This window comes from Rhizobium leguminosarum, assembly GCF_004123835.1.
Lineage (GTDB): Bacteria > Pseudomonadota > Alphaproteobacteria > Rhizobiales > Rhizobiaceae > Rhizobium > Rhizobium leguminosarum_M.
Genome location: NZ_MZMU01000003.1, coordinates 667,999 through 687,738, shown reverse-complemented (window position 1 = coordinate 687,738; position 19,740 = coordinate 667,999). Strand labels below are relative to the sequence as shown.

The 19,740-nt window shown below is 62.3% G+C and carries 20 protein-coding genes; 11 read left to right on the top strand and 9 right to left on the bottom strand.

Annotated elements, in window-relative coordinates; genetic code table 11:
* The first annotated feature begins 135 nt into the window (after positions 1 to 135).
* Positions 136 to 501: a hypothetical protein gene (locus B5P46_RS07050; protein WP_129418061.1), complete on the top strand. Its 366-nt coding sequence runs from the start codon at positions 136 to 138 to the stop codon at positions 499 to 501.
* Between the two features lie 73 nt (positions 502 to 574).
* The gene (gene copM / locus B5P46_RS07045; RefSeq protein ID WP_129418060.1) at positions 575 to 934 is read left to right on the top strand and encodes a CopM family metallochaperone; all 360 of its coding nucleotides are present in this window, start codon (positions 575 to 577) and stop codon (positions 932 to 934) included.
* Between the two features lie 64 nt (positions 935 to 998).
* On the opposite strand, the gene B5P46_RS07040 is transcribed toward copM, so the two are convergent.
* Positions 999 to 2,048, bottom strand: coding sequence for an aldo/keto reductase (locus B5P46_RS07040; RefSeq protein ID WP_129418059.1), 1,050 nt, complete (start codon positions 2,046 to 2,048; stop codon positions 999 to 1,001).
* Between the two features lie 232 nt (positions 2,049 to 2,280).
* On the opposite strand from B5P46_RS07040, the gene B5P46_RS07035 reads away from it, so the two are divergent.
* On the top strand, positions 2,281 to 2,985 hold the full coding sequence (locus B5P46_RS07035; RefSeq protein WP_129418058.1) for an HAD family hydrolase: 705 nt from the start codon (positions 2,281 to 2,283) through the stop codon (positions 2,983 to 2,985).
* A gap of 19 nt (positions 2,986 to 3,004) precedes the next feature.
* Here the strand turns inward: B5P46_RS07035 and B5P46_RS07030 are convergent, their stop codons facing one another.
* Together B5P46_RS07030 and B5P46_RS07025 are read right to left on the bottom strand one after the other, a co-directional pair.
* Positions 3,005 to 3,511 (bottom strand): hypothetical protein, encoded by a 507-nt coding sequence (locus B5P46_RS07030; protein ID WP_129418057.1) that lies wholly within the window; start codon positions 3,509 to 3,511, stop codon positions 3,005 to 3,007.
* Positions 3,508 to 4,137 (bottom strand): DNA-3-methyladenine glycosylase I, encoded by a 630-nt coding sequence (locus B5P46_RS07025; RefSeq protein ID WP_129418056.1) that lies wholly within the window; start codon positions 4,135 to 4,137, stop codon positions 3,508 to 3,510. The genes B5P46_RS07030 and B5P46_RS07025 overlap by 4 nt, the downstream gene beginning before the upstream one ends.
* Positions 4,138 to 4,385: 248 nt before the next feature.
* Between B5P46_RS07025 and B5P46_RS07020 the strand changes: the two genes are divergently transcribed.
* The 3 genes from B5P46_RS07020 (at position 4,386) to B5P46_RS07010 (ending at position 6,758) form a co-directional block, all read left to right on the top strand.
* On the top strand, positions 4,386 to 5,135 hold the full coding sequence (locus B5P46_RS07020; RefSeq protein WP_129418055.1) for a L,D-transpeptidase: 750 nt from the start codon (positions 4,386 to 4,388) through the stop codon (positions 5,133 to 5,135).
* 135 nt (positions 5,136 to 5,270) lie between these two features.
* Positions 5,271 to 5,963, top strand: coding sequence for a L,D-transpeptidase (locus B5P46_RS07015; protein ID WP_129418054.1), 693 nt, complete (start codon positions 5,271 to 5,273; stop codon positions 5,961 to 5,963).
* Positions 5,964 to 6,083: 120 nt separating this feature from the next.
* Positions 6,084 to 6,758 carry an outer membrane protein gene (locus tag B5P46_RS07010; RefSeq protein ID WP_129418053.1) on the top strand — a complete coding sequence of 225 codons (675 nt, stop codon included), beginning with the start codon at positions 6,084 to 6,086 and terminating at the stop codon, positions 6,756 to 6,758.
* Positions 6,759 to 6,875: 117 nt separating this feature from the next.
* On the opposite strand, the gene B5P46_RS07005 is transcribed toward B5P46_RS07010, so the two are convergent.
* The 4 genes from B5P46_RS07005 to B5P46_RS06985 all read right to left on the bottom strand — a co-directional run bounded on the left by B5P46_RS07005 (position 6,876) and on the right by B5P46_RS06985 (position 11,613).
* Complete coding sequence (locus B5P46_RS07005; RefSeq protein WP_129418052.1) at positions 6,876 to 7,316, bottom strand: hypothetical protein; 441 nt, start codon at positions 7,314 to 7,316, stop codon at positions 6,876 to 6,878.
* Between the two features lie 65 nt (positions 7,317 to 7,381).
* Entirely contained in the window at positions 7,382 to 8,692 is a 1,311-nt protein-coding gene (gene glcF, locus B5P46_RS07000) for a glycolate oxidase subunit GlcF (RefSeq protein ID WP_129418051.1), read from the bottom strand.
* A 282-nt stretch (positions 8,693 to 8,974) separates the two neighbouring features.
* A complete protein-coding gene (locus B5P46_RS06990) occupies positions 8,975 to 10,177 on the bottom strand; it encodes an FAD-binding protein (protein ID WP_129418049.1) in 1,203 nt (400 codons plus the stop codon).
* On the bottom strand, positions 10,174 to 11,613 hold the full coding sequence (locus B5P46_RS06985) for an FAD-linked oxidase C-terminal domain-containing protein (protein ID WP_129418048.1): 1,440 nt from the start codon (positions 11,611 to 11,613) through the stop codon (positions 10,174 to 10,176). Before B5P46_RS06985 ends, B5P46_RS06990 begins: the two co-directional genes overlap by 4 nt.
* A gap of 160 nt (positions 11,614 to 11,773) precedes the next feature.
* On the opposite strand from B5P46_RS06985, the gene B5P46_RS06980 reads away from it, so the two are divergent.
* Complete coding sequence (locus tag B5P46_RS06980) at positions 11,774 to 12,670, top strand: LysR family transcriptional regulator (protein ID WP_129418047.1); 897 nt, start codon at positions 11,774 to 11,776, stop codon at positions 12,668 to 12,670.
* A 7-nt stretch (positions 12,671 to 12,677) separates the two neighbouring features.
* On the opposite strand, the gene B5P46_RS06975 is transcribed toward B5P46_RS06980, so the two are convergent.
* Together B5P46_RS06975 and B5P46_RS06970 are read right to left on the bottom strand one after the other, a co-directional pair.
* Positions 12,678 to 13,835 carry an adenosylhomocysteinase gene (locus B5P46_RS06975; RefSeq protein WP_129418847.1) on the bottom strand — a complete coding sequence of 386 codons (1,158 nt, stop codon included), beginning with the start codon at positions 13,833 to 13,835 and terminating at the stop codon, positions 12,678 to 12,680.
* A gap of 398 nt (positions 13,836 to 14,233) precedes the next feature.
* Positions 14,234 to 15,142 (bottom strand): LysR substrate-binding domain-containing protein, encoded by a 909-nt coding sequence (locus B5P46_RS06970; protein WP_129418046.1) that lies wholly within the window; start codon positions 15,140 to 15,142, stop codon positions 14,234 to 14,236.
* Between the two features lie 232 nt (positions 15,143 to 15,374).
* Between B5P46_RS06970 and B5P46_RS06965 the strand changes: the two genes are divergently transcribed.
* The 4 genes from B5P46_RS06965 to B5P46_RS06950 all read left to right on the top strand — a co-directional run bounded on the left by B5P46_RS06965 (position 15,375) and on the right by B5P46_RS06950 (position 19,740).
* Positions 15,375 to 15,905, top strand: a complete 531-nt coding sequence (locus B5P46_RS06965; RefSeq protein ID WP_129418045.1) for an NUDIX hydrolase — start codon at positions 15,375 to 15,377, stop codon at positions 15,903 to 15,905.
* Between the two features lie 62 nt (positions 15,906 to 15,967).
* On the top strand, positions 15,968 to 17,464 hold the full coding sequence (locus tag B5P46_RS06960; RefSeq protein ID WP_129418044.1) for an inorganic phosphate transporter: 1,497 nt from the start codon (positions 15,968 to 15,970) through the stop codon (positions 17,462 to 17,464).
* A gap of 17 nt (positions 17,465 to 17,481) precedes the next feature.
* Positions 17,482 to 18,219, top strand: a complete 738-nt coding sequence (locus tag B5P46_RS06955) for a 16S rRNA (uracil(1498)-N(3))-methyltransferase (RefSeq protein WP_129418043.1) — start codon at positions 17,482 to 17,484, stop codon at positions 18,217 to 18,219.
* Between the two features lie 147 nt (positions 18,220 to 18,366).
* Positions 18,367 to 19,740, top strand: coding sequence for a glutamate--cysteine ligase (locus B5P46_RS06950; protein ID WP_020048606.1), 1,374 nt, complete (start codon positions 18,367 to 18,369; stop codon positions 19,738 to 19,740).

Genomic DNA, 19,740 nt, shown 5'->3' with positions numbered 1-19,740 from the left:
TCTCGGAAAGCACGATGCGAGGATTGAACGTGTTACAGCGTCCTTTGCGCATCTAAAAAGACGCGCGGCGCTGTAGTGATCAGGATTGATAGCCGTTCGGCTTGGCTTGCATCAGCCATTCGCCTATAAAACAGCATGCGCATGCTCGCCCTCATTACGATGTTTCTCGGCTGGCTGGTCTACAGCGCCATGTCCGCATGGGCAGACTGTCCGACATGTGCGTCGATGAATGCGCCGGTCGCCGTCGAAACCGCCATGCACCACGAAATGCACGGCATGGCTATGTCCGGGGCCGTGGGCAAGACTGAGCCCTCGAAAGGCCCCTGCGCCAGCGGCAATTCCGCACATATGCCGCTTTGCGCCGCCTGCCTGCTGCTGCCAGCGACGGTGACGATCATGGATGGCGGAAACTCGACTTTCGGCTATCCCGCCCCGGCGCTTGCCCGCGCCCTCGATGACGACAAGCCGACACCGCAGCCGCCCCCTCCCCGACTGTCCTGACACCACGACTATCCATGCCAATCAGGTGACTTGGCCGCCTGGAGACCTATGTCAGACAGAGGAAGGAACTCTCATGTCTTTGAAAATAATCGCCCTCACCGCAATGCTCACCATCGTCGCCGCTCCCGTCCTTGCCGAAGACAAGCCGATGGACATGAGCAAACCGATGGGCAACCACGATGCGGCGAGCCACGCCTTCAGCGAGGCGAACGCCAAGATGCACAAGGATATGATGATCGAGTATAGCGGCGATGCCGATGCGGATTTCGTCCGCGGCATGATCCCGCACCATCAGGGCGCGATCGATATGGCCAGGATCGAGCTTCAATATGGAAAAGATCCCGATATCCGCAAGCTCGCCGAAGCCGTCATCAAGGCGCAGGAGGCCGAGATCGCCGAGATGAACGCCTGGCTCAAGGCCCACGGCAAGTAGTCGATCGTTGATGAAAAGGGGAACGCCGGATGTCCGGCGTTCCCCAAGACTTATGTTGGCGATCTCAGTCCTTCGGCTCGAAATCGGCTGGCCGACGGCCGGCGCCCTGTCGCGCCAGCATCCAACCCGGATATTCGGGCGCAAGTGCGCTCACCTCGTCGAGCTTCTTCATATCGTCTTCATCAAGCTTCAGCTTGACGGCGGCAAGGTTCTGGTCGAGCTGGTCGACACGCTTGGCGCCGATGATGACTGTGGTGACGAAAGGCTTGGCGAGGATATAGGCGAGCGCCACGGTGGCGACGCTGACGCCGTGTTTTTCGGCGACTTCGCGCATGACGGCGACGCAGGCCCAGGCCTTGTCCTTGTCGACGGGCGGGAAATCGAAACTGGCGCGGCGGCCTTCACCATTGCCGGGCGCGCCGGGACCGTACTTGCCGGAGAGCAGACCGCCGGCGAGCGGCGACCAGACCATCAGCCCAAGCTTTTCCTCCTGCATCATCGGCACGATGTCGCGTTCGAGATCGCGGCCGGCGATGGAATAATAGGCCTGCACGGTTTCAAAACGGGCAAAACCCCGACGTTCCGACAGGCCGAGCGCCTTGGAAATGCGCCAGGCCTGCCAGTTGGAGACGCCGATATAACGCACGAGGCCGCGGGAAACGAGATCGTCGAGAGCGCGCAGCGTCTCCTCGATCGGCGTCACCGTATCGGTCGCGTGGATCTGATAGAGGTCGATATGATCGGTCTGCAGGCGCTTGAGGCTCGCCTCCACCGAATCCATGATGTGACCGCGCGAGGCGCCGCGGTCGTTCGGCTTGTCGCCCATGACACCGTAGACCTTGGTGGCGATGACGACATCCTTGCGCTGGATGTCGAGGTTCTTCAGCGCCTGGCCGAGCAACCTTTCGGACTCGCCGGATGAATAGACGTCGGCCGTGTCGATGAAATTGACGCCTGATGCAAGCGAGCGCTCGACGATCCGGTCGGCGGCATTCTGGTCGACATCGGCGATGGCGCCCCACATACTGCCCTGTTTGGCTTCGCCGAAGGTCATCGTGCCCAGGCAGATTTCCGAGACGAAAAGTCCCGTATTTCCGAGTTGATTGTAACGCATGGTCGAAAAATTCCTTTGTGTCTGCCGCAAGAGGGGCTTGCGAACTGCTGAACTTCATTTTTTGATTATTGGCCTGCGCGTGACAGGCACAGCCGTGGCTGGCTGCAGGGTGGGGCAGACTCGATGTAGTGCGGCGGCGGAGCTTTTCAACGCCGTCCTGCCGCGAAGGCGATGCCCTTGTCTCGACACAGGCAGCCGATAGATTGCCGGCCATATTTCAAGAGGTACGCATATGACGACGCGACCACTGACCACGATCGGCTTCGATGCCGACGATACACTCTGGCAGAACGAACAATATTACCGGCTGACGGAAGCGCATTTCACCGGGCTTCTCGCCGATTTCGCCGAAGGACCGAAGATTTCCGAACGGCTGCTGGAGGCCGAGAGGCGCAACCTTCGCCACTACGGCTTCGGCATCAAGGGTTTCACGCTGTCGATGGTCGAAACCGCGATCGAGATCACCGAGGGCAAGGTTCCGGCGAGCGTCATCGCCAAGATCCTCGATACCGGCCGCGAACTGCTATCCCATCCCGTCGAGACCATGCCGCATGTGCGCGACACGCTGGAGGCGCTTGCCGGCAAATACCTGCTTGTCATGATCACCAAGGGCGATCTCTTCGATCAGGAGCGCAAGCTTGCCCAATCCGGGCTCGGCGACTTCTTCGATGCCGTCGAGATCGTCTCCGACAAGACGGCCGTCACCTATCGCCGCATCTTCGCCAAGGTCGGCGACGGGCCGGAACGGGCCATGATGGTCGGCAATTCGCTGAAATCGGACATCGTGCCGGCGATCGCCGCCGGCAGCTACGGCGTCTTCGTGCCGCACGAATTGACCTGGGTGCTGGAACATGTGGACGAGCCGAAAGAGGCGCCGCGTTTCCGCAAGATCGACCACCTCGGCGAATTGCGCGAGCTGATCGACCGGCTCGGCTAAGCCGGGCGCTAACTCTGCTTCATTGCGGCTTCGGCGGGGCCTTCGGGAACAGCGACGGGCGCTCCGGCTCGGCCGGCGGTTTCGGCTGCTGCGGAGCAGCCGCCAGCGGCTCGATCAGGATGCTGAAGGGAGCGCCGAGGCCGCGGCGCGGCGAGACCTTGGAATAATAGGGACGCAGCAGCCAGGTGGCATTTTCCTTGACCGTCGTCTCGAAGCTCATGCCGTCCTCGTCGGTGCCGAAGAAGGCCTCGTCATCGGGTTTCGACAGGTCGAAAATCGCCAGGAAGGCAAATTTGCTCTTGGTGGAAAAACTGATCTTCAGGTGCTGGCCGGCGCGCACCGGCAGCGTGTAGACATGGCCATTGCCGAACTTCGTCCAGCCCTTCAACTGCATGGTGACGGCCGGGAATTGCAGCTTCTCCAGCTTCTCGCCGGGATCGAGCTGCGGCGTCTGCGCCATGGCGGAGACGGTCAGGAGGAAAAGGGCAACAGCGGCGATCAGTGTTCTCACGGCGTGATCTTTCATGGGCGAACCAGAGCGGTGCGCATCGCCTCGACCTCGGGTCGGCAGAAGCAGCCTTCCAGATGATCGTTGACGAGACCCATCGCCTGCATGAAAGCATAAACTGTGGTCGGGCCGACAAAGGTCCAGCCGCGTTTCTTCAGATCTTTCGAAATGAGCACCGATGTCGGCGTCGTCGGATTGGCGATGATATGCTCGCGGTCGACCACCGCCGGCCGCTCGTTATGGCCGGGTTCGTAGCGCCAGAAATAATGGGCGAGCGAGCCGAATTCGTCCTTGAGCTCGATTGCGCGCTTGGCATTGTTGATGGTCGAGACGATCTTGCCGCGATGGCGGATGATGCCGGCATCGCCAAGGCAGCGAGCGACATCCCCTTCGCCGAAGCGGGCGACCTTGTCGAAATCGAAACCTGAAAAGGCGGCGCGGAAATTCTCGCGTTTGCGCAGGATCGTCAGCCAGGAAAGACCGGACTGAAAGCCTTCGAGGCAGATCTTCTCGAAGAGGCGGGTATCATCGGTGACGGGGCGGCCCCATTCCTCGTCATGATACCGGAGATAAACGGGCAGATTGGCATGCCAGTGGCAGCGGCTCCTGCCGTCCTCGCCGATGATGATGCCTGTCGCGCTCATGATCCTTCATTCTGCGGGGGTCCGCTTCGTTCTCTGCTCATGATTCCGGCTTTACCATTTGCAAACCGTCTTTCCAAACCGAACGGTAACCCTGACGAAAAGTTTATCCGGTCGGTCGGCTTTTCATGAATCGATCTTTACCATTCGCTGGCGGATAGGGTGGCAGCGTCTTTCCCGGACGGAATATCTCCGCCCGGGCGGACATGTCCCGCCAGCGCATTTTCGGTCATTTGTAGAGAGTTCGTCCGATGATGAAACAGCTTGTTCTTGCCGCAGCCCTCTTCGGCATTTTCTCCACGGCCGCCCTTGCAGACGACCGCTACGCCACCCGCCCGCCCGTCGTGCTCAGCCCCGATCTGACAGCGCCCTGGATCAACCAGCTCGGCGGTGGCAGGGTTCGTCCCGTCGTCTATCAGCGGCCGGTCGTCCGCCAGCAGCAGCGCGGCCTTTTCCAGCGCCGCGTGCTGCGTCAGGCGCCGCAGGCGGCACCGCAGACCGTTTCGGCGATCAATCCCGGCATTCCGTCGATCCGCCGTCCGATCGAGCCGCAATACCTGCCGCAGATGGTCGATTACGACACCGCGGAAAAGCCCGGCACGATCGTCATCGATACCAACAACCGCTTCCTCTATCTGGTGATGCAAGGCGGTAAGGCGCGGCGCTATGGCGTCGGCGTCGGCAAACCGGGCTTCGAATGGGCAGGCGCCCACAAGATCACCCGCAAGACCGAATGGCCGGATTGGACGCCGCCTTCAGAGATGATCAGCCGCGAAGCGGCCAAGGGCCATTACCTGCCGGCGCGCATGGATGGCGGGGCGGAAAACCCTCTCGGCGCCCGCGCCATGTATCTCGGCTCGACGCTCTACCGTATCCATGGCACCAATGCGCCCTGGTCGATCGGCAGCGCCGTTTCTTCGGGCTGCATCCGCCTGCGCAACGAAGATGTCGTCGATCTCTACGACCGCGTCAACGTCGGAACCCGCGTCATCGTCATGTAACGGCACACCTAATATTCAGGGAGCCGCAAGAACAAGCGGCTCCCTTCTCCAAAAATGCTCTATCCGACCACGCCGATCTTGAATCGGGCAGAAGTTCATGTAGCTTCGAGCGGATTTGCTTGAGGGGAATCGATCATGATCAAACTAATGCCGGGTCTGGCTGCTGCCGGACTTGTCCTGTCCTTGATGTCCACATCCGCCTTTGCTGCACCCGCCGGCTCCGCGTCCGACAATGCACGGCGCCCGGCGCAGATCGTGCGCGTGGCGCAGATGCCGAAATATGTGAAGCCGCAGTTCAAGCGCAAGAAAGTGCGGCTGGTAACGACGGAGGCCGCCGGCACCGTCATCATCGATACCAACAACAAGTATCTCTACCTCGTCGAAGGCAACAATCGCGCCACCCGCTACGGCATCGGCGTCGGCCGCGACGGCTTCGGCTGGTCGGGGGTCGTCAAGATCGGCCGCAAGGCCGAATGGCCGAGCTGGACGCCGCCGGCCGAAATGCGCCGCCGCGAAGCCGCCAAGGGACATATCATTCCTGCTTTCCAGGAAGGCGGCGAGGACAATCCGCTCGGGGCCCGCGCCATGTATCTCTACCAGGGCGGCCGCGACACGATCTTCCGCATCCACGGCACCAACCAGCCTTGGACGATCGGCCTCAACATGTCTTCCGGCTGCATCCGGATGATGAACCAGGATGTGACCCATCTCTACGATCGCGCGCCTGTCGGCACCAAGGTGATCGTCATCGGCCCCGGCAACAGGCAGGGCAAGGTGGCGTTCGAGGACAGGGGCATCGACGTGCTGCGTACGATGTTCGGCGGCTGAGCAACACTTAGCAAAAAAACGAAAGGCGCATTTCGACGCGCCTTTTGTTTTGCTTAGACTTTGCGGCGAAAAGCTGGCACACGTGCCTAAGAGTCGACATATTTATTTCGGGGCTATTCAATGACATCTGCGCTGCGTTCCTCCGCTTCCTTGCTTGCGGGCATCGCGTTTTTTACCGTCTGTTCGGCAGTTTCCGCCTCGGCGGAAGACCTGCAATTCTCCATTTACGGCGGCTACCAGACCGCACCGCATAGCGGCGTCGACGTTTCGGACGGCACGAGTTTCACCGCCGGCTGGGAAGGCAAGTCCTTTGGCAGCCCGCCTTATTACGGCGCCCGCGTCACCTGGTGGCTAGAAGACTTCAACAAGCCGAACTGGGGCATCTCGCTCGATTTTACCCATGACAAGGTCTATGCCGACGACGACACACTCGCCAAGGCCGGCTGGTCGCATTTCGAATTCACCGACGGCCTGAACCTGCTCACCGTGAACGGTCTCTACCGCTTCCAGGATCCGGCTCGCCGCTGGACGCCCTATCTCGGCGCCGGTATCGGCGTGAACATTCCGCATGTCGAAGTGATTCGTCCCGAGGGCAAGACCTGGGCCTATGAATTCGGTGGCGTGACGCTGCAGGCCCAGGCAGGCGTCGACTTCAAGGTAACCGAACGCTGGTCCACCTTCGTCGAATACAAAGGCACCTATTCACGCGTCGACGTTCCAATCGACAGCGGCGACCGTCTGAAGACGAACATCTTCACCAATGCCGTCAATGTCGGCGTATCGTTCCACTGGTAACAAATTTCAGCTGCGGCGTTAGAGCGGTTCAGCGCATAAAAGCGCAGAACCGCTCTAACCTTTTATTATTACGCAATTCCGGACGGAAAACCGCTTCGCACTTTTCCTGAAATTGCTCTATTTCGTGCCGCAGCTGACCTTGCCCTCGACGGCATAGGGTTTTTCACCGCCTTCGATCGTCAGGGAATAGCTGCCGGTGAAATTTCCCGCCGGCTTGCCGCGCTCGCCGGCGACGACCACCAGATCCAGCGTTGCGCCGCCTGTGTCATCTTCGCCACCGTCGAAGACTTCCATGAGCAGTTCGCCGTTACGCGACCAATGGTTGGTCAGGTGCTGCGATTCGAAAACACGCTTTCCGAATACGGCCTCTTGGGCCGGATCCTTGACGATCAGCGCGCCGCGGAAATGGTTGAGCTTGTGGCCGGCAGCGCTTTCGAAACCGCTTTCGAGCGTGAAGCGCGCTTCCTTGTCATCGGCGGAACAGAAAAAACGACTGTCGGCATGGGCAGTGCCTGCCGCACCGAGCAGTCCCGCAAATACGATCATTCCACGCCACATCGCCCAACCTCCCGAGACAGCGTCCTTTGCGGCTCTCGAAAAGATGCGCGGCGCTGTAATAGGTCTCAGCCTAACGGCAAACCTGTTAATTTTTCCGGCACAGCGCCGCCATAAGCCCAATCGAGAAGCTCGACCGTATGGAGGATCGGCATGCCGGTGCCGGTGGCGATCTGGGTGATGCAGCCGATATTGCCGGTGGCGATGATATCGGCTTTGGTGGCCTCGATGTTCTTGACCTTGCGCGCCTTCAGCGCGGCCGAGATCTCCGGCTGCATGATGTTGTAGGTGCCGGCGGAGCCGCAGCAGAGATGGCCTTCGGCCGGATCGCGCACCGTAAATCCCGCCGCTTTCAATAATTGCTTCGGCGCGAGCGTGATGCGCTGGCCGTGCTGCATGGAACAGGCGGAATGGTAGGCGACGGTGATGCCCTTTGGCATGTGCGCCGGCAGGTCGAGGGTTGCGAGATATTCGGTGACGTCCTTGGCCAGCGCCGAGACCCTGGCCGCCTTTGCGGCATAAGCGGGATCGAGGCGCAGCATGTGGCCGTAATCCTTGATCGTCGTGCCGCAGCCCGAAGCCGTGATGATGATCGCGTCGAGGCCCTGCCCATCGATCTCACGCGTCCAGATATCGACATTGGCACGGGCGCTTTCGAGCGCCTGTTCGGCGCGGCCCATGTGATGGACCAGCGAGCCGCAGCAGACCTCGCCCTCCGGCATCACGACCTCGACGCCGAACCGCGTCAGCAGGCGGATCGCCGCCGCGTTGATGCCGGGATCGAGCACCGGCTGAGCACAGCCGGAAAGGATCGCCACCCGGCCGCGCCGTTCCGTCTCGGGCCGATACGTGCCGGGCTTTGCGAAGTCCGAAGCGGCCGGGATCCGCCGCGGCGCAAGCGCCAGCATGGCAGCAAAGGGTTTCAGTGCGCCACCGCGCATCAGGCCGGCGAAGGGCCGGCCGAGACGGGCAAGTTTGAGCGCCAGGCGGAAACGGCCGGGATAGGGCAGCACGGCGGCAAGAATGGCGCGCGTCAGCCGGTTCATGAACGGGCGTTTGTAGGTCTTTTCGGTATGGGCGCGGGCGTGATCGACCAGATGCATGTAATCGACGCCGGAGGGACAGGTGGTGACGCAGGCAAGGCAGGAGAGACAGCGGTCGATATGGGTGACGACCTCGGCATCGGCGGGCCGGCCGTTTTCCAGCATGTCCTTGATCAGGTAGATGCGGCCGCGCGGACTGTCGAGCTCGTTGCCGAGCGTCACATAGGTCGGACAGGTGGCGGTGCAGAAACCGCAATGGACACATTTGCGCAGGATCTGCTCGGATTCGGCGACATCAGGGTCGAGGAGCTGGGTCAGGGTGAAGTTGGTTTGCATCACGTAGTCTCCCGCCGGGTTTCGTGACGTCGGAGCGACGCGATAGCCACTTGCTCCCTCTTCTCCCCCCCGGGGAGAAGTGCCGAGCAAAGCGAGGCGATGAGGGGGCGAGCGACGAAAGGAGCGAGCATCTGAGCGACAAGCGAAGATGACATTTGCCGCGCCGCCCCCCTCATCCGGCCCTTCGGGCCACCTTCTCCCCGCTGGGGAGAAGAGGGAGCAAGTCCAGCCGTAGTTCCATCTCTCGACGCCAATATTCCCAGATAGCTCGAAAACAACATCTCAGCCACCCATCTTCCCCGGATTGAAGATTCCCGCCGGATCAAACTTCTCCTTCACCCGCCGCGACAGCATCGCCACTGCCTCGGGCTCCGGCTGGAAGGCTGATGTAACCGCCCTCGCCTCGCCGGAGGCACGGATCAGCGTCGAATGGCCGCCGCCGAGCGCTTTGATGTAGCGACGGACCAGCTCGGCTTCGGGACCTGCCTCCATGCGCATCCAGACGAGGCCGCCCTGCCAGTCATAGAAGGCGTCGACACCTGCCTCGAGGCGGAGAGCCGCGACCAGCTGATGGCCGGTGCCGGGGGCGACCGAGACGCGCCAGACCGGCCGCGCTGTGCCGTCGACATATGGCAGCACGTCGCGGATTTCCTGCCAGAGCCTGAAGCTTTCCGGCTGTTCCAGCCGCGTGACCGTGGCGAAGCCCGACATTGCCGCGGCAAGCTTTTCGATGCGCACGTCGACCGAGCCCGGCAGGCCTTCGATGCGCAGAACGGTCGCCTCGCCCTCGGGCAATTTTCCGGCGAGGAATTTCCACGTCACCGTCAAGGGCAGGTGGGCGGCGCCCGAGACTTCGACCGGCAGCGCCATCGCCGCCGCCATGGCGTTTGCCGCCTCGGCGTCGTTGAGGCCCGACAGCACCACCGTCCGCTCCGTCTTCGGGCGCGGCGGCACACGGAAGGTGACTTCGGTGAGGAAACCCAGCGTGCCATGCGAGCCGGCAATCAGCTTGACGAGATCGAGGCCGGTGACATTCTTCATCACGCGGCCACCGGCCTTGATGATCTCGCCCTTGCCGTTGATGAAGCGCACACCGAGCAGGCTGTCGCGGGCGGCACCCGCGATCAGCCGACGCGGGCCGGAAACATTGGCGGCGAAGACGCCGCCGATGGTCGGCTCGCCCGATGTGTCCATCACAGGGCGATGATCCATCGGCTCGAAGGCGAGCATCTGGCCGCTCTCCGAAAGAGCCGCCTCGACCTCGGCAAGTGGCGTGCCGGATCGGACGGTCATGACCATTTCGCCGGGATTATAGGCGACGATGCCGGAGATTTCGGTCGAGCGCAGCCGGCCCTCGGCGGCAACCGCATTGCCGAAGCCCGAGCGGCTATTGCCGCCGCAGATCGCCAGCGGCCAGCCGCTCTCCACATGGGCGCGGACGATCACTGCTGCCTCTTCCTCGGTCTTCGGCATCAGATCGATCATGCGGCGGGGCGCCCTTCGAGCGGGAAGACCTTCGACGGGTTGAGGAGCCAGCCGGGATCGAAGGCAGCACGCGCCGCCATCTGCTGGGCGAGGTCCGCCTCGGAATATTGGTGGCGCATCAGGTCGCGCTTCTCGATGCCGACGCCATGTTCGCCGGTCAGGCAGCCGCCGGCATCGACGCAGAGCCTCAGGATATCGTTGCCGGCCGCCTCGGCGCGGGCGGCATCCTCGGGATCGTTAGCGTTGAAGAGGATCAACGGGTGCATATTGCCGTCACCGGCATGGAAGACGTTGGCGACGCGCAGGCCGTACTGATCGACGATCTCTGCGGTTCTTTTCAACACGTAGGAGAGCTGGCTGAGCGGCACGGTGCCGTCCATGCAGATATAGTCGGCGATGCGGCCGGTGGCGCCGAAGGCGGATTTGCGGCCCTTCCAGATCAATGCCGCCTCGGTGGCGGATTGGCACTCGCGCACGGTCTTCACCGTGTGTCGGCGGGCGATCTCGACGATGTCCTTCAGCGCGGCGTCCATCTCCGCTTCCGATCCCTCGACCTCGACGATCAACAGCGCACGGACATCGAGAGGGTATCCGGCATGGGCGAAGGCCTCGCAGATCTCGATTGCCGGCTTGTCCATGAATTCGATCGCAACCGGGATAATGCCGGCGGCAATGATATCGGCAACGCAGGCGCCGGCCTCTTCCGAGCTTTCGAAGCCGAAGAGCACGGGGCGCGCACCTTCCGGCTTGGCGATCAAGCGCACCGTCGCCTCGGTAACGATGCCGAGCTGGCCCTCGTGGCCGCAGACGAGGCCGAGCAGATCGTAACCGGCCGCATCCAGCGCCTTGCCGCCGAGCTCGATCACCGTGCCATCGACCAGCACCATCCTGACGCCGAGCAGATTGTTGGTGGTGACGCCGTATTTCAGACAGTGGGCGCCGCCGGAATTCATGCCGATATTGCCGCCGATCGTGCAGGCAAGCTGCGAGCTCGGGTCAGGCGCATAGAAAAAGCCGTCCGCGGAGACGGATTCGGAAATATTGAGATTGGTGACGCCCGCCTGAACCACGGCGACGCGGTTCGGCAAATCGATTTCGAGGATGCTGTTCATCTTCGACAGGCCGAGCACGACTGCATCTTCCTGCGGAATGGCGCCGCCGGAGAGCGAAGTGCCGGCGCCGCGCGGCACGACGGGAATGCCGTAGCGATTGCAATAGCGCATGACGGCGGAAACCTCGGCCGTGGTGCGCGGCAGGGCGACGGCGAGCGGCAGCCGGCGGTAGGATACGAAGGCGTCGGTTTCGAACGGCACCAGCTCGCGCGCCTCATGCACCAGGCATTCCGGCGGCAGAAGGTCGGTCAGATCGGCGACGATCTGGGCGCGGCGCGCCAGCACGTCGGCGCGCGGCTCGAGAAACGAAATGGCGTCAGACATGGCGTTCTCCCTGGCCCTGACGACGGGGAATGACAGCGGGAAGATGACAACGGAAACCGGCCGCGACCTCCCTGCCGCCGATAAACCGGCTTAGCACTTTCCCGAAAGTGGCGCAAATGCTAAGCACTTATGCCAAAAGGGGAAAAAGTCGCAAAACCTTATGACCAATCTGGGTGATCTCGAAATCTTTGCCAAGGTCGTTTCAACGGGAAGCATGTCGCTCGCCGGGCGGGCGCTCGGCTTTTCGCCGGCCGTCGTCTCCAAACGGATCAAGCGGCTGGAGGACCGGCTCGGCACCCGGCTTCTGCAGCGCACGACGCGGCAGATCTCGCTGACGGAGGCCGGACAGGGTTTCTACGACCGCGTTCTCGGCATTCTCGCCGGGCTCGAAGAGGCGGAGTTCTATATTTCCGGCCGCTCGGCGCAGATGCACGGCACGCTGAAGATCTCGGCCCCGACCTCCTTCGGGCGCATGCATATTGCGCCGCATCTGAAGGATTTCATGGAGGCGCATCCGGAGCTTGCGATCAACCTGGTGCTGACCGACGAATTCAGCGATATCGTCGGCGGCGGCTTCGATCTGGCGATCCGCATCGCCGAACTCACCGATTCGAGCCTCGTTGCCCGAAGGCTGGCGCCGGTGCGCCGGCTGCTCTGCGCTTCGCCGGATTACCTTGCGGCGCATGGCGAACCGAAGCACATCGACGAGCTGAAACACCATCGCTGCCTGCCGGCCCATAATAACGACACCTGGCGGCTGAAGGGGCCGGACGGGGCGCTGAGTCTCAGGCCGGAAGGCTTGCTCATCACCAATTCCAGCGAGGTGATCCGCGAGGCTGTCATCACCGGTCTCGGGATCGCGCTGCGCTCCACCTGGGATATCGGCGAAGAGCTCAAGAGTGGCCGCCTGGTGCAGGTGCTGCCGGCCTATGAAGGCTCGCACAATGTCGCGCTGTCGGCCGTCTATCCCAGCCGGCAATTCCTGCCGGCCAAGGTGCGGCTGTTCATCGACTATCTGGCGGAACTTTATGGGCCTGTCCCCTACTGGGAGCGTTGACGCCGATTCAGCGCGCCAGATCGAGATAGGCGCTCGCCACCATCGCATCGATATCGGCGGGCACAGGCACGATGCAGGATTGGGGACCGGCCTCGCCTCTGGCGATGCGTTCCAGGCAGCGGGCCTGAAGGGTGAAGCCGAGATCCATCGATTCGACGGTATTGCCGAGCGGCCGCGGGCCGGCGAGATTGGTCATGTGGCCGCCGCCAAGCACATGGAAGGAGCGGCCGTCACTCAATCGGAAGGTCTCGATATGATCGGCCTCGTAGCGGTCGATGCCGGTGACATCGGGATGGCGGCGGAAGGCTTCGACATCGATCTCATGCGGGAAATGACCGCCATTCATCAGGATCGCGCCGTCCTTTACCAGCGGCAGGTCGGCCGCCGTCACGATAGCGGCAAAACCCGTGACGGTGACGATTATATCGGCCGAACGGATCGCAGCGTCGCGCAGCGGCGTGACGAAGCCGTCGAGATGGGCTTCGAGCGTCGTCACCGGATCGATATCGACGACGCTGACGGTGGAAAAGGCATTGCGGAAACAAGCAGCCGTGCCCTTGCCGCAGGCGCCGTAGCCGAAGACCGTCACGCGTTTGCCGTTGGTTGAGCGGTTGGTGAAGCGCAGGTAGCTTTCGAACAAGCTCTGGCCGACGGCATGCCTGTTTTCGGCGAACTGCTTGATCGGGCTGTCGTTGATGACGAGGATCGGCATGTTCAGCCGCTCGCGCAGCGGCAGCAGCCGGGTGCGGCCAGAGGTGGTTTCCTCGGTGCCGCCGCGGAGATTGGCGTAAGGTTTTTCCGCCGCGATGGCGAAAAGGTCGCCGCCATTGTCGAGCAGCAGATCCGGCTTTTCGGCGATCACTGCTTCGAGGCTCTGATGATGAGCGGCGGGATCGGTCGTCTGCGTGGCAAAAACCATGATGCCTTGGGAACGCAGGAACTCGACCGTCGAAGGCTGGGTGCTGTTGAGATTGCCGGTGCAGACGAGACGTGCGCCGCCGGCGCGAAGCGTCATCAGCAGCGCCACCGTCTTCGGCTCCAGATGAATGCCGGTGCCGATCGACAGGCCCTCGAAAGGACGCGTCCGCTCGAATTCGGCGGCCGTCGCCTTGAGCAGCCGGCAGCTGTTGCCGATCCAGTCGATGCGGGTCGCGGTCTTTTCCATCATCTCTTTCCTATTTGCGTGTTGGTGCTGTTTTTAGCGGAGCAACAGGGCTGCGAATATGGAAGTAATTCTGGCGAAGGGGCAGAAAATCTGCCCTTTCAGGCCGGTGTCCGGTGCCACATCCGCCTGCCGGCACCGACCGGGGTCGAGCCACGGGTCTCGACCCGTCCATCGGACCCCAGCTTGCGGGGCGAAGGGACATGCCGCGCCCTCTCCGTTCCCCGTCCACCTTTGCGAAAGTCCCCTCCCCAACCCCTCCCCACAAGGGGGAGGGACTAACCCGGAGCGCCCGCCTCTTTCCACTCGAAACGTCGCAGATGTAGAAAACGGGTGCGGCAGGTTAAGCCCCTCCCCCTTGTGGGGAGGGGTCTTGATTGGGTCCGAACAGCCACGCCCCTTCAAGCCGACGTCCCGCAGCGAAGCAGCCAGGCGGATAAACTTGCAAAGGCCGGCCGTTTCGCATCCGGCGTGCGGCAGCAGAGGCTATAGCCCGATGGTCGGGAGATGAAGCCATAGGGCGCGACCAGATGCCCGCGCTGAAGATCGTCCTCGATCGAAGCGCGTGGCGCAAGCGCGACGCCAATTCCAGAGCGGGCAGCAGCCAGCGCCAGGAGCAGATCCTCGAATTCCTGGGCGCGGGAAAAGACGATCGGCGGCGTGCCGCTTTCGGCAAACCATTCGTCCCAGAGCTTCGGAACGCTGCGGCTGACAAGCATTGTCAGCGCGCCCATCGCCGCCGGGTCGCTCGATAGTGTCGCGGCAAGCGAAGGCGTCGCGACCGGGCCGAATTCGTCCTCCATGAACCGCAGGGCGGTGATGCCCGCGGCCGGCCGGTATTCGCCGCCCATGATCACAGCGTCCAATTCGGGGTGCATCTGCAGCGGTTCGACCACGGTCATCGGCACGATGTCGACGGTATGGCCGAGGCTCGCCTGCATGTCTGCTGCGCGCGGCATCAGCCACCAGACCGCAAAGGCGGAGGGGACGCCGAGCCGGATACGGCCCGGCACAGCGCCTTCGAGTTCCGAAGCGGCACGCTGCAGAATGTCGAAAGCCGCACTCGCGGCGGTCGCAAAAGCGCTGGCCTGCAGGGTCGGGACCAGCCTGCGACCGTCACGCGTAAAGAGCTTGCGACCGAAGTGATTCTCCAGCGTGTCGATCTGCTGGCGCACGGCGCCGCGCACCACATTCAGCTCTTCGGCAGCCTTCAGAATGCTGCCGTGACGGCAGACGGCCTCGAAAGCGCGGATGGCATTGAGCGGTGGAAGACGCATGAGGACGACATTCACAAAATCATAGTGGATCACTAGATCTCGCCATTGAACGAAAGGCAAGATCACGCCATATTGTACAGCTGTGCAATGTGTCGCATTCGAGACAGGAGGTGGCGGATTTTCCGAACCTGTCCCACCTCGATTTCCCTATGAACGGCGATCAAATCGCGTTTCGAAACGTCACGCCTATTTTGGATTGAGTAAGCTTTCCGTGATATACGTATATGAGTGATTCCTAACGACGACTGCGAAGGTGACCCGACAATTGACTCTTCTCGCCCGACTGGCTTTCGATGTGCAACTGATGTTCCGGCGTCCGCCGCGACAGCAATATGGTGCGCTCTGCTATCGGGTAAAAAAGAAGAGCGGCGAGGTCGAGGTACTGTTGATGACCAGCCGCGATACCGGCCGCTGGGTCATCCCCAAGGGCTGGCCGATGACGCGCAAATGCGCCCATGAGGTCGCGATGCAGGAAGCCTTCGAGGAAGCCGGCGTCCGCGGCGTCGTCGAAACGGAAACGCTCGGTGCCTACACCTACTCGAAGGTGCTGCGCGACGGGGTGCAGGTGATCTGCAAGGTGCAGGTCTATGCGCTCGAAGTCACCGACATGGCGAAAAACTTCAAGGAAAAGGGCGAGCGCCGCATCGAATGGGTCTCGTTCGACGAGGCGGCCGGGCGCGTGCGCGAACCGGAGCTCCGCCACCTTTTCCTCGCCTTCAAACAAAGGATGGCCGACAGGCTTTCGGCCAAGGCGGCAAAACAAATTCCGGCAGTGAAACAAATTCCAGCAGAATGAATCCTGCCATCTTGCGCTGCTAGGAAAGCAGCGTAGAAGCAGGTTCATCCTCAGGAAAAAGAATGCCGCCACGTCCCGCAGTCCTCACGAAACGAACGCTCGACAAAGACCTCGACAAGATCACCCATGCCGAGGACGCGGCGAAGCATGTTTTGCGACGGCTGGTGCCGCCTGGTCTCGGGCTGATCTTCGTCGGTCTGGCCATGCTCTTTGCCGGTGTCTACGTATTCGACCGGCCGGGAGCGATGCTCGTCATCGCGGCGGCAGCCCTTGCCGGCTATATGGCGATGAACATCGGCGCCAATGACGTGACCAACAATGTCGGTGCCGCCGTCGGCGCGCGCGCGATGACGATGGGCCAGGCACTGGTCATCGCCGCGATTTTCGAAGTTCTTGGCGCCACGATCGCCGGCGGCGAGGTCGTCAAGACGATTTCCACAAACATTGTCGACGCCGTCCAGGTACCGCCGGCGCTGCTCGGCTGGATCATGATGGCAGCGCTGATGGCCGCAGCCCTCTGGATCAACCTTGCTACCTGGATGAACGCGCCGGTGTCCACCACTCATGCGATCGTCGGGGCAGTGATCGGCGCCGGCATCTCAGCCGTCGGGCCGGAGCCGGTGAATTGGCAGGTGATGCTGGAGATCACCTCGAGCTGGATCACCTCGCCGCTGATCGGCGGGCTGATCGCCGCCGGGCTGCTTTATCTCGTCAAGACCCTGATCATCTATCGCGACGACAAGATCGCGGCCGCACAGCGCTGGGTGCCGGTGCTGGTGGCGGTGATGGCCGGCGGTTTCATGGCCTATATGGTGCTGCAGCTGTCGCCCACGGGCAAATTTCAGTCTTTCACCATCATCCTTATCGCGATCGGCATCGGGCTGGTGAGCTGGCTTGCCGCCCGGCCGCTCGTTCTCGCCCAAGCGCGGGATCTCGAAAACCGCAACAGCTCGCTGCGGGTGCTGTTTAAGCTGCCACTGATCGGCTCCGCAGCACTGCTGTCCTTCGCGCATGGCGCCAACGATGTTTCGAACGCGGTCGGGCCGCTTTCGGCGATCGTCCATTCGGTCGGCATCGGCGGCGACGCCATCGGGCACCCGCCGCTCTGGGTGATGCTGATCGGCGCCTTCGGTATCTCCGTCGGCCTGCTGCTCTTCGGGCCGCGCCTCATCCGGCTCGTCGGCGAGGAGATCACCAAGCTCAATCCGATGCGGGCCTATTGCGTCGCGCTGTCAACAGCCTTTACCGTCATCGTCGCCTCCTGGCTCGGCCTGCCGGTCAGCACCACGCATATCGCCGTCGGCGCCGTCTTCGGTGTCGGATTCTTCCGCGAATGGTACACGCGCCATTCGAAGGCCCGCATCGCCTATATCCGACGCAAGGCCGAGAGCTGGGACATCGACGAGCCGGAAGAGCCGAATATCCACGAGACACGGCGGCGCTATCTCGTGCGCCGTTCGCATTTCATGACGATCATTGCCGCCTGGATCGTCACCGTGCCGGTTTCGGCAGCGCTTGCGGCAATGATTTATTGGGTTATGTTCGCGCTCTTCGTCTGAGATCCCGAGTTTTTTAAATGCGCGCCAATTTCCGTATGCAACGGCTTTTCGTCGACGCGCCGCTTTCCAGCGGCGCCGTCGTCGAGGCGAATGCCGATCAGTTCAACTATCTCGGCAATGTGCTGAGGATGGAGGAAGGTGCGGAGATTTTGCTCTTCAACGGCCGCGACGGCGAGTGGAAGGCGACCCTTACCTTCCCCACGCGCAAACGCATCCTTTTGACGGCAACCGAAGAGACTCGGCCACAGCCGCTGCCGTGCGACCTGCACTATCTCTTTGCGCCGCTCAAGGTCGGCCGGATGGACTATCTCGTGCAGAAGGCGGTCGAAATGGGAGCCGGCCTGCTGCAGCCGGTCATGACCCAGCACGTCCAGGGCAAGATCACCAATTTCGACAAGCTGCGCGCCAACGTCGTCGAGGCGGCGGAGCAATGCGGCATCCTCGGCATTCCCAATGTGGCCGAGCCGGTGAGGCTTCTCGACCTGCTCGACCGCTGGCCGAGCGAGCGCCGCATCATCTATTGCGACGAGGGCGATGCCGGGCAGAACCCGCTGCCGGTGCTGTCGGCGATCAGGGAAAGACATCTCGCCCTACTCGTCGGGCCGGAAGGCGGCTTTTCGGAAGAGGAACGCGCGCGGCTTCGAAGCCTTGATTTCGTCACCGCCATTCCGCTCGGACCGCGCATCCTGAGGGCCGATACGGCAGCTGTCGCGGCCCTGGCGGTGGTGCAGGCGGCGATCGGCGACTGGAACTGACCACAGAAACGGGTTGACATGGAAATCGGTGCTATTTTTTTGATGCGTCGTTGAAAGAATTTCACTTGCAACATAGGTGGCTTGGGTCCAAATCACCCTTCCAATTGCCCGGCCCCCTGGGCGCCTTTTCGAATACAGGTATCCCGCATGGCCCGCGACACTACCGACCAGACACCGCTCTCTTCGGTCCAGGATCTGACCGATTATATCGCCGCGGGCAACAAGCCGCAGGAGCGCTTCCGGATCGGCACCGAACACGAGAAATTCGCCTTCTTTCGCGCCGACAACAGCCCGGTTCCCTATTTCGGCGATGCCAGTATTTCGGCCCTCTTGACCGGCCTGCAGAAAAAAAGCGGCTGGGAGCCGATCACCGACGGCGGCAACATCATCGGGCTCGCCGAGCAGAACGGCATGGGCGCGATCTCGATCGAGCCCGGCGGCCAGTTCGAACTCTCCGGCGCACCGCTGGAGACGATCCACGAGACCTGTCGGGAATCGAACCAGCATCTGGCGACGCTGCGCGAAATTGCCGAACCGATGGGCATCCGCTTCCTCGGCATCGGTGGCAGTCCGAAATGGACCTATGCGGAAACCCCGCAAATGCCGAAATCACGCTACGAGATCATGACCCGCTATATGCCGAAGGTCGGCACCCAGGGTCTCGACATGATGTACCGCACCTGCACGATCCAGGTGAATCTTGATTTCTCCTCGGAAGCCGACATGCGCAAGAAGATGCGCGTGTCGATGAAGCTGCAATCGCTGGCGACCGCGCTTTTCGCATCCTCGCCCTTCACCGAGGGCAAGCCGAACGGGCTGCTCTCCTGGCGCGGCGATATCTGGCGCGATGTCGACAATCGGCGCGCCGGCCTGCTCGATTTCACCTTCCGCGACGATTTCGGCTTCCGCGACTATGCCGAATGGGCGCTCGACGCGCCGATGTATTTCATCGTGCGCGACGGCCGCTATCACGACTGTACCCATGTCACCTTCCGCCAGTTCATGAACGGCGCATTGAAGGGCGAGGTCGCTGATCCGGCGCCGACGATGGGCGATTGGACGAACCATCTTTCGACACTTTTCCCCGACGTGCGGCTGAAGCGTTTCCTCGAAATGCGCGGCGCCGACGGCGGCCCGTGGCGCCGCATCTGTGCCTTGCCGGCCTTCTGGGTCGGCCTGCTCTACGACGATGCGGCCCTCGAAGCCGCCGACGAACTGACCAAGGATTGGAGCTTTGCCGAGATCGGGGCGCTGCGCAACGCCGTTCCCGCCGAAGGGTTGAAGGCGCAATTCCGCGGACATCCACTCTTCGACATGGCGCGCGAGGTGATCGGCATATCAAGGGCCGGCCTCAAGGCGCGAGGCAGGCTCAACCGGGAAGGCCAGGACGAGAGCATCTTCCTGGCGCCGCTCGAAGAAGTGCTCGCCAAGAAGGCGACGCTCGCCGAAGATCTGCTGTCGCTCTATCACGGCCGCTGGCAGGGCTCCGTGGAACCGGTCTTCGAGGACTATCAATACTGA

What these genes read in the sequence shown, in the direction of transcription:
- B5P46_RS06985 (WP_129418048.1), bottom strand. Translation starts at nt 11,613, where the DNA reads ATGTCTGACGCCATTTCGTTTCTCGAGCCGCGCGCCGACGTGCTGGCG.
- B5P46_RS07040 (WP_129418059.1), bottom strand. Translation starts at nt 2,048, where the DNA reads ATGCGTTACAATCAACTCGGAAATACGGGACTTTTCGTCTCGGAAATC.
- glcF (WP_129418051.1), bottom strand. Translation starts at nt 8,692, where the DNA reads ATGCAAACCAACTTCACCCTGACCCAGCTCCTCGACCCTGATGTCGCC.
- B5P46_RS06955 (WP_129418043.1), top strand. Translation starts at nt 17,482, where the DNA reads ATGCGCGCCAATTTCCGTATGCAACGGCTTTTCGTCGACGCGCCGCTT.
- copM (WP_129418060.1), top strand. Translation starts at nt 575, where the DNA reads ATGTCTTTGAAAATAATCGCCCTCACCGCAATGCTCACCATCGTCGCC.
- B5P46_RS07015 (WP_129418054.1), top strand. Translation starts at nt 5,271, where the DNA reads ATGATCAAACTAATGCCGGGTCTGGCTGCTGCCGGACTTGTCCTGTCC.
- B5P46_RS07025 (WP_129418056.1), bottom strand. Translation starts at nt 4,137, where the DNA reads ATGAGCGCGACAGGCATCATCATCGGCGAGGACGGCAGGAGCCGCTGC.
- B5P46_RS06980 (WP_129418047.1), top strand. Translation starts at nt 11,774, where the DNA reads ATGACCAATCTGGGTGATCTCGAAATCTTTGCCAAGGTCGTTTCAACG.
- B5P46_RS07030 (WP_129418057.1), bottom strand. Translation starts at nt 3,511, where the DNA reads ATGAAAGATCACGCCGTGAGAACACTGATCGCCGCTGTTGCCCTTTTC.
- B5P46_RS06975 (WP_129418847.1), bottom strand. Translation starts at nt 13,835, where the DNA reads ATGGAAAAGACCGCGACCCGCATCGACTGGATCGGCAACAGCTGCCGG.
- B5P46_RS07035 (WP_129418058.1), top strand. Translation starts at nt 2,281, where the DNA reads ATGACGACGCGACCACTGACCACGATCGGCTTCGATGCCGACGATACA.
- B5P46_RS06960 (WP_129418044.1), top strand. Translation starts at nt 15,968, where the DNA reads ATGCCGCCACGTCCCGCAGTCCTCACGAAACGAACGCTCGACAAAGAC.
- B5P46_RS06950 (WP_020048606.1), top strand. Translation starts at nt 18,367, where the DNA reads ATGGCCCGCGACACTACCGACCAGACACCGCTCTCTTCGGTCCAGGAT.
- B5P46_RS07050 (WP_129418061.1), top strand. Translation starts at nt 136, where the DNA reads ATGCGCATGCTCGCCCTCATTACGATGTTTCTCGGCTGGCTGGTCTAC.
- B5P46_RS07010 (WP_129418053.1), top strand. Translation starts at nt 6,084, where the DNA reads ATGACATCTGCGCTGCGTTCCTCCGCTTCCTTGCTTGCGGGCATCGCG.
- B5P46_RS07020 (WP_129418055.1), top strand. Translation starts at nt 4,386, where the DNA reads ATGATGAAACAGCTTGTTCTTGCCGCAGCCCTCTTCGGCATTTTCTCC.
- B5P46_RS07005 (WP_129418052.1), bottom strand. Translation starts at nt 7,316, where the DNA reads ATGTGGCGTGGAATGATCGTATTTGCGGGACTGCTCGGTGCGGCAGGC.
- B5P46_RS06990 (WP_129418049.1), bottom strand. Translation starts at nt 10,177, where the DNA reads ATGATCGATCTGATGCCGAAGACCGAGGAAGAGGCAGCAGTGATCGTC.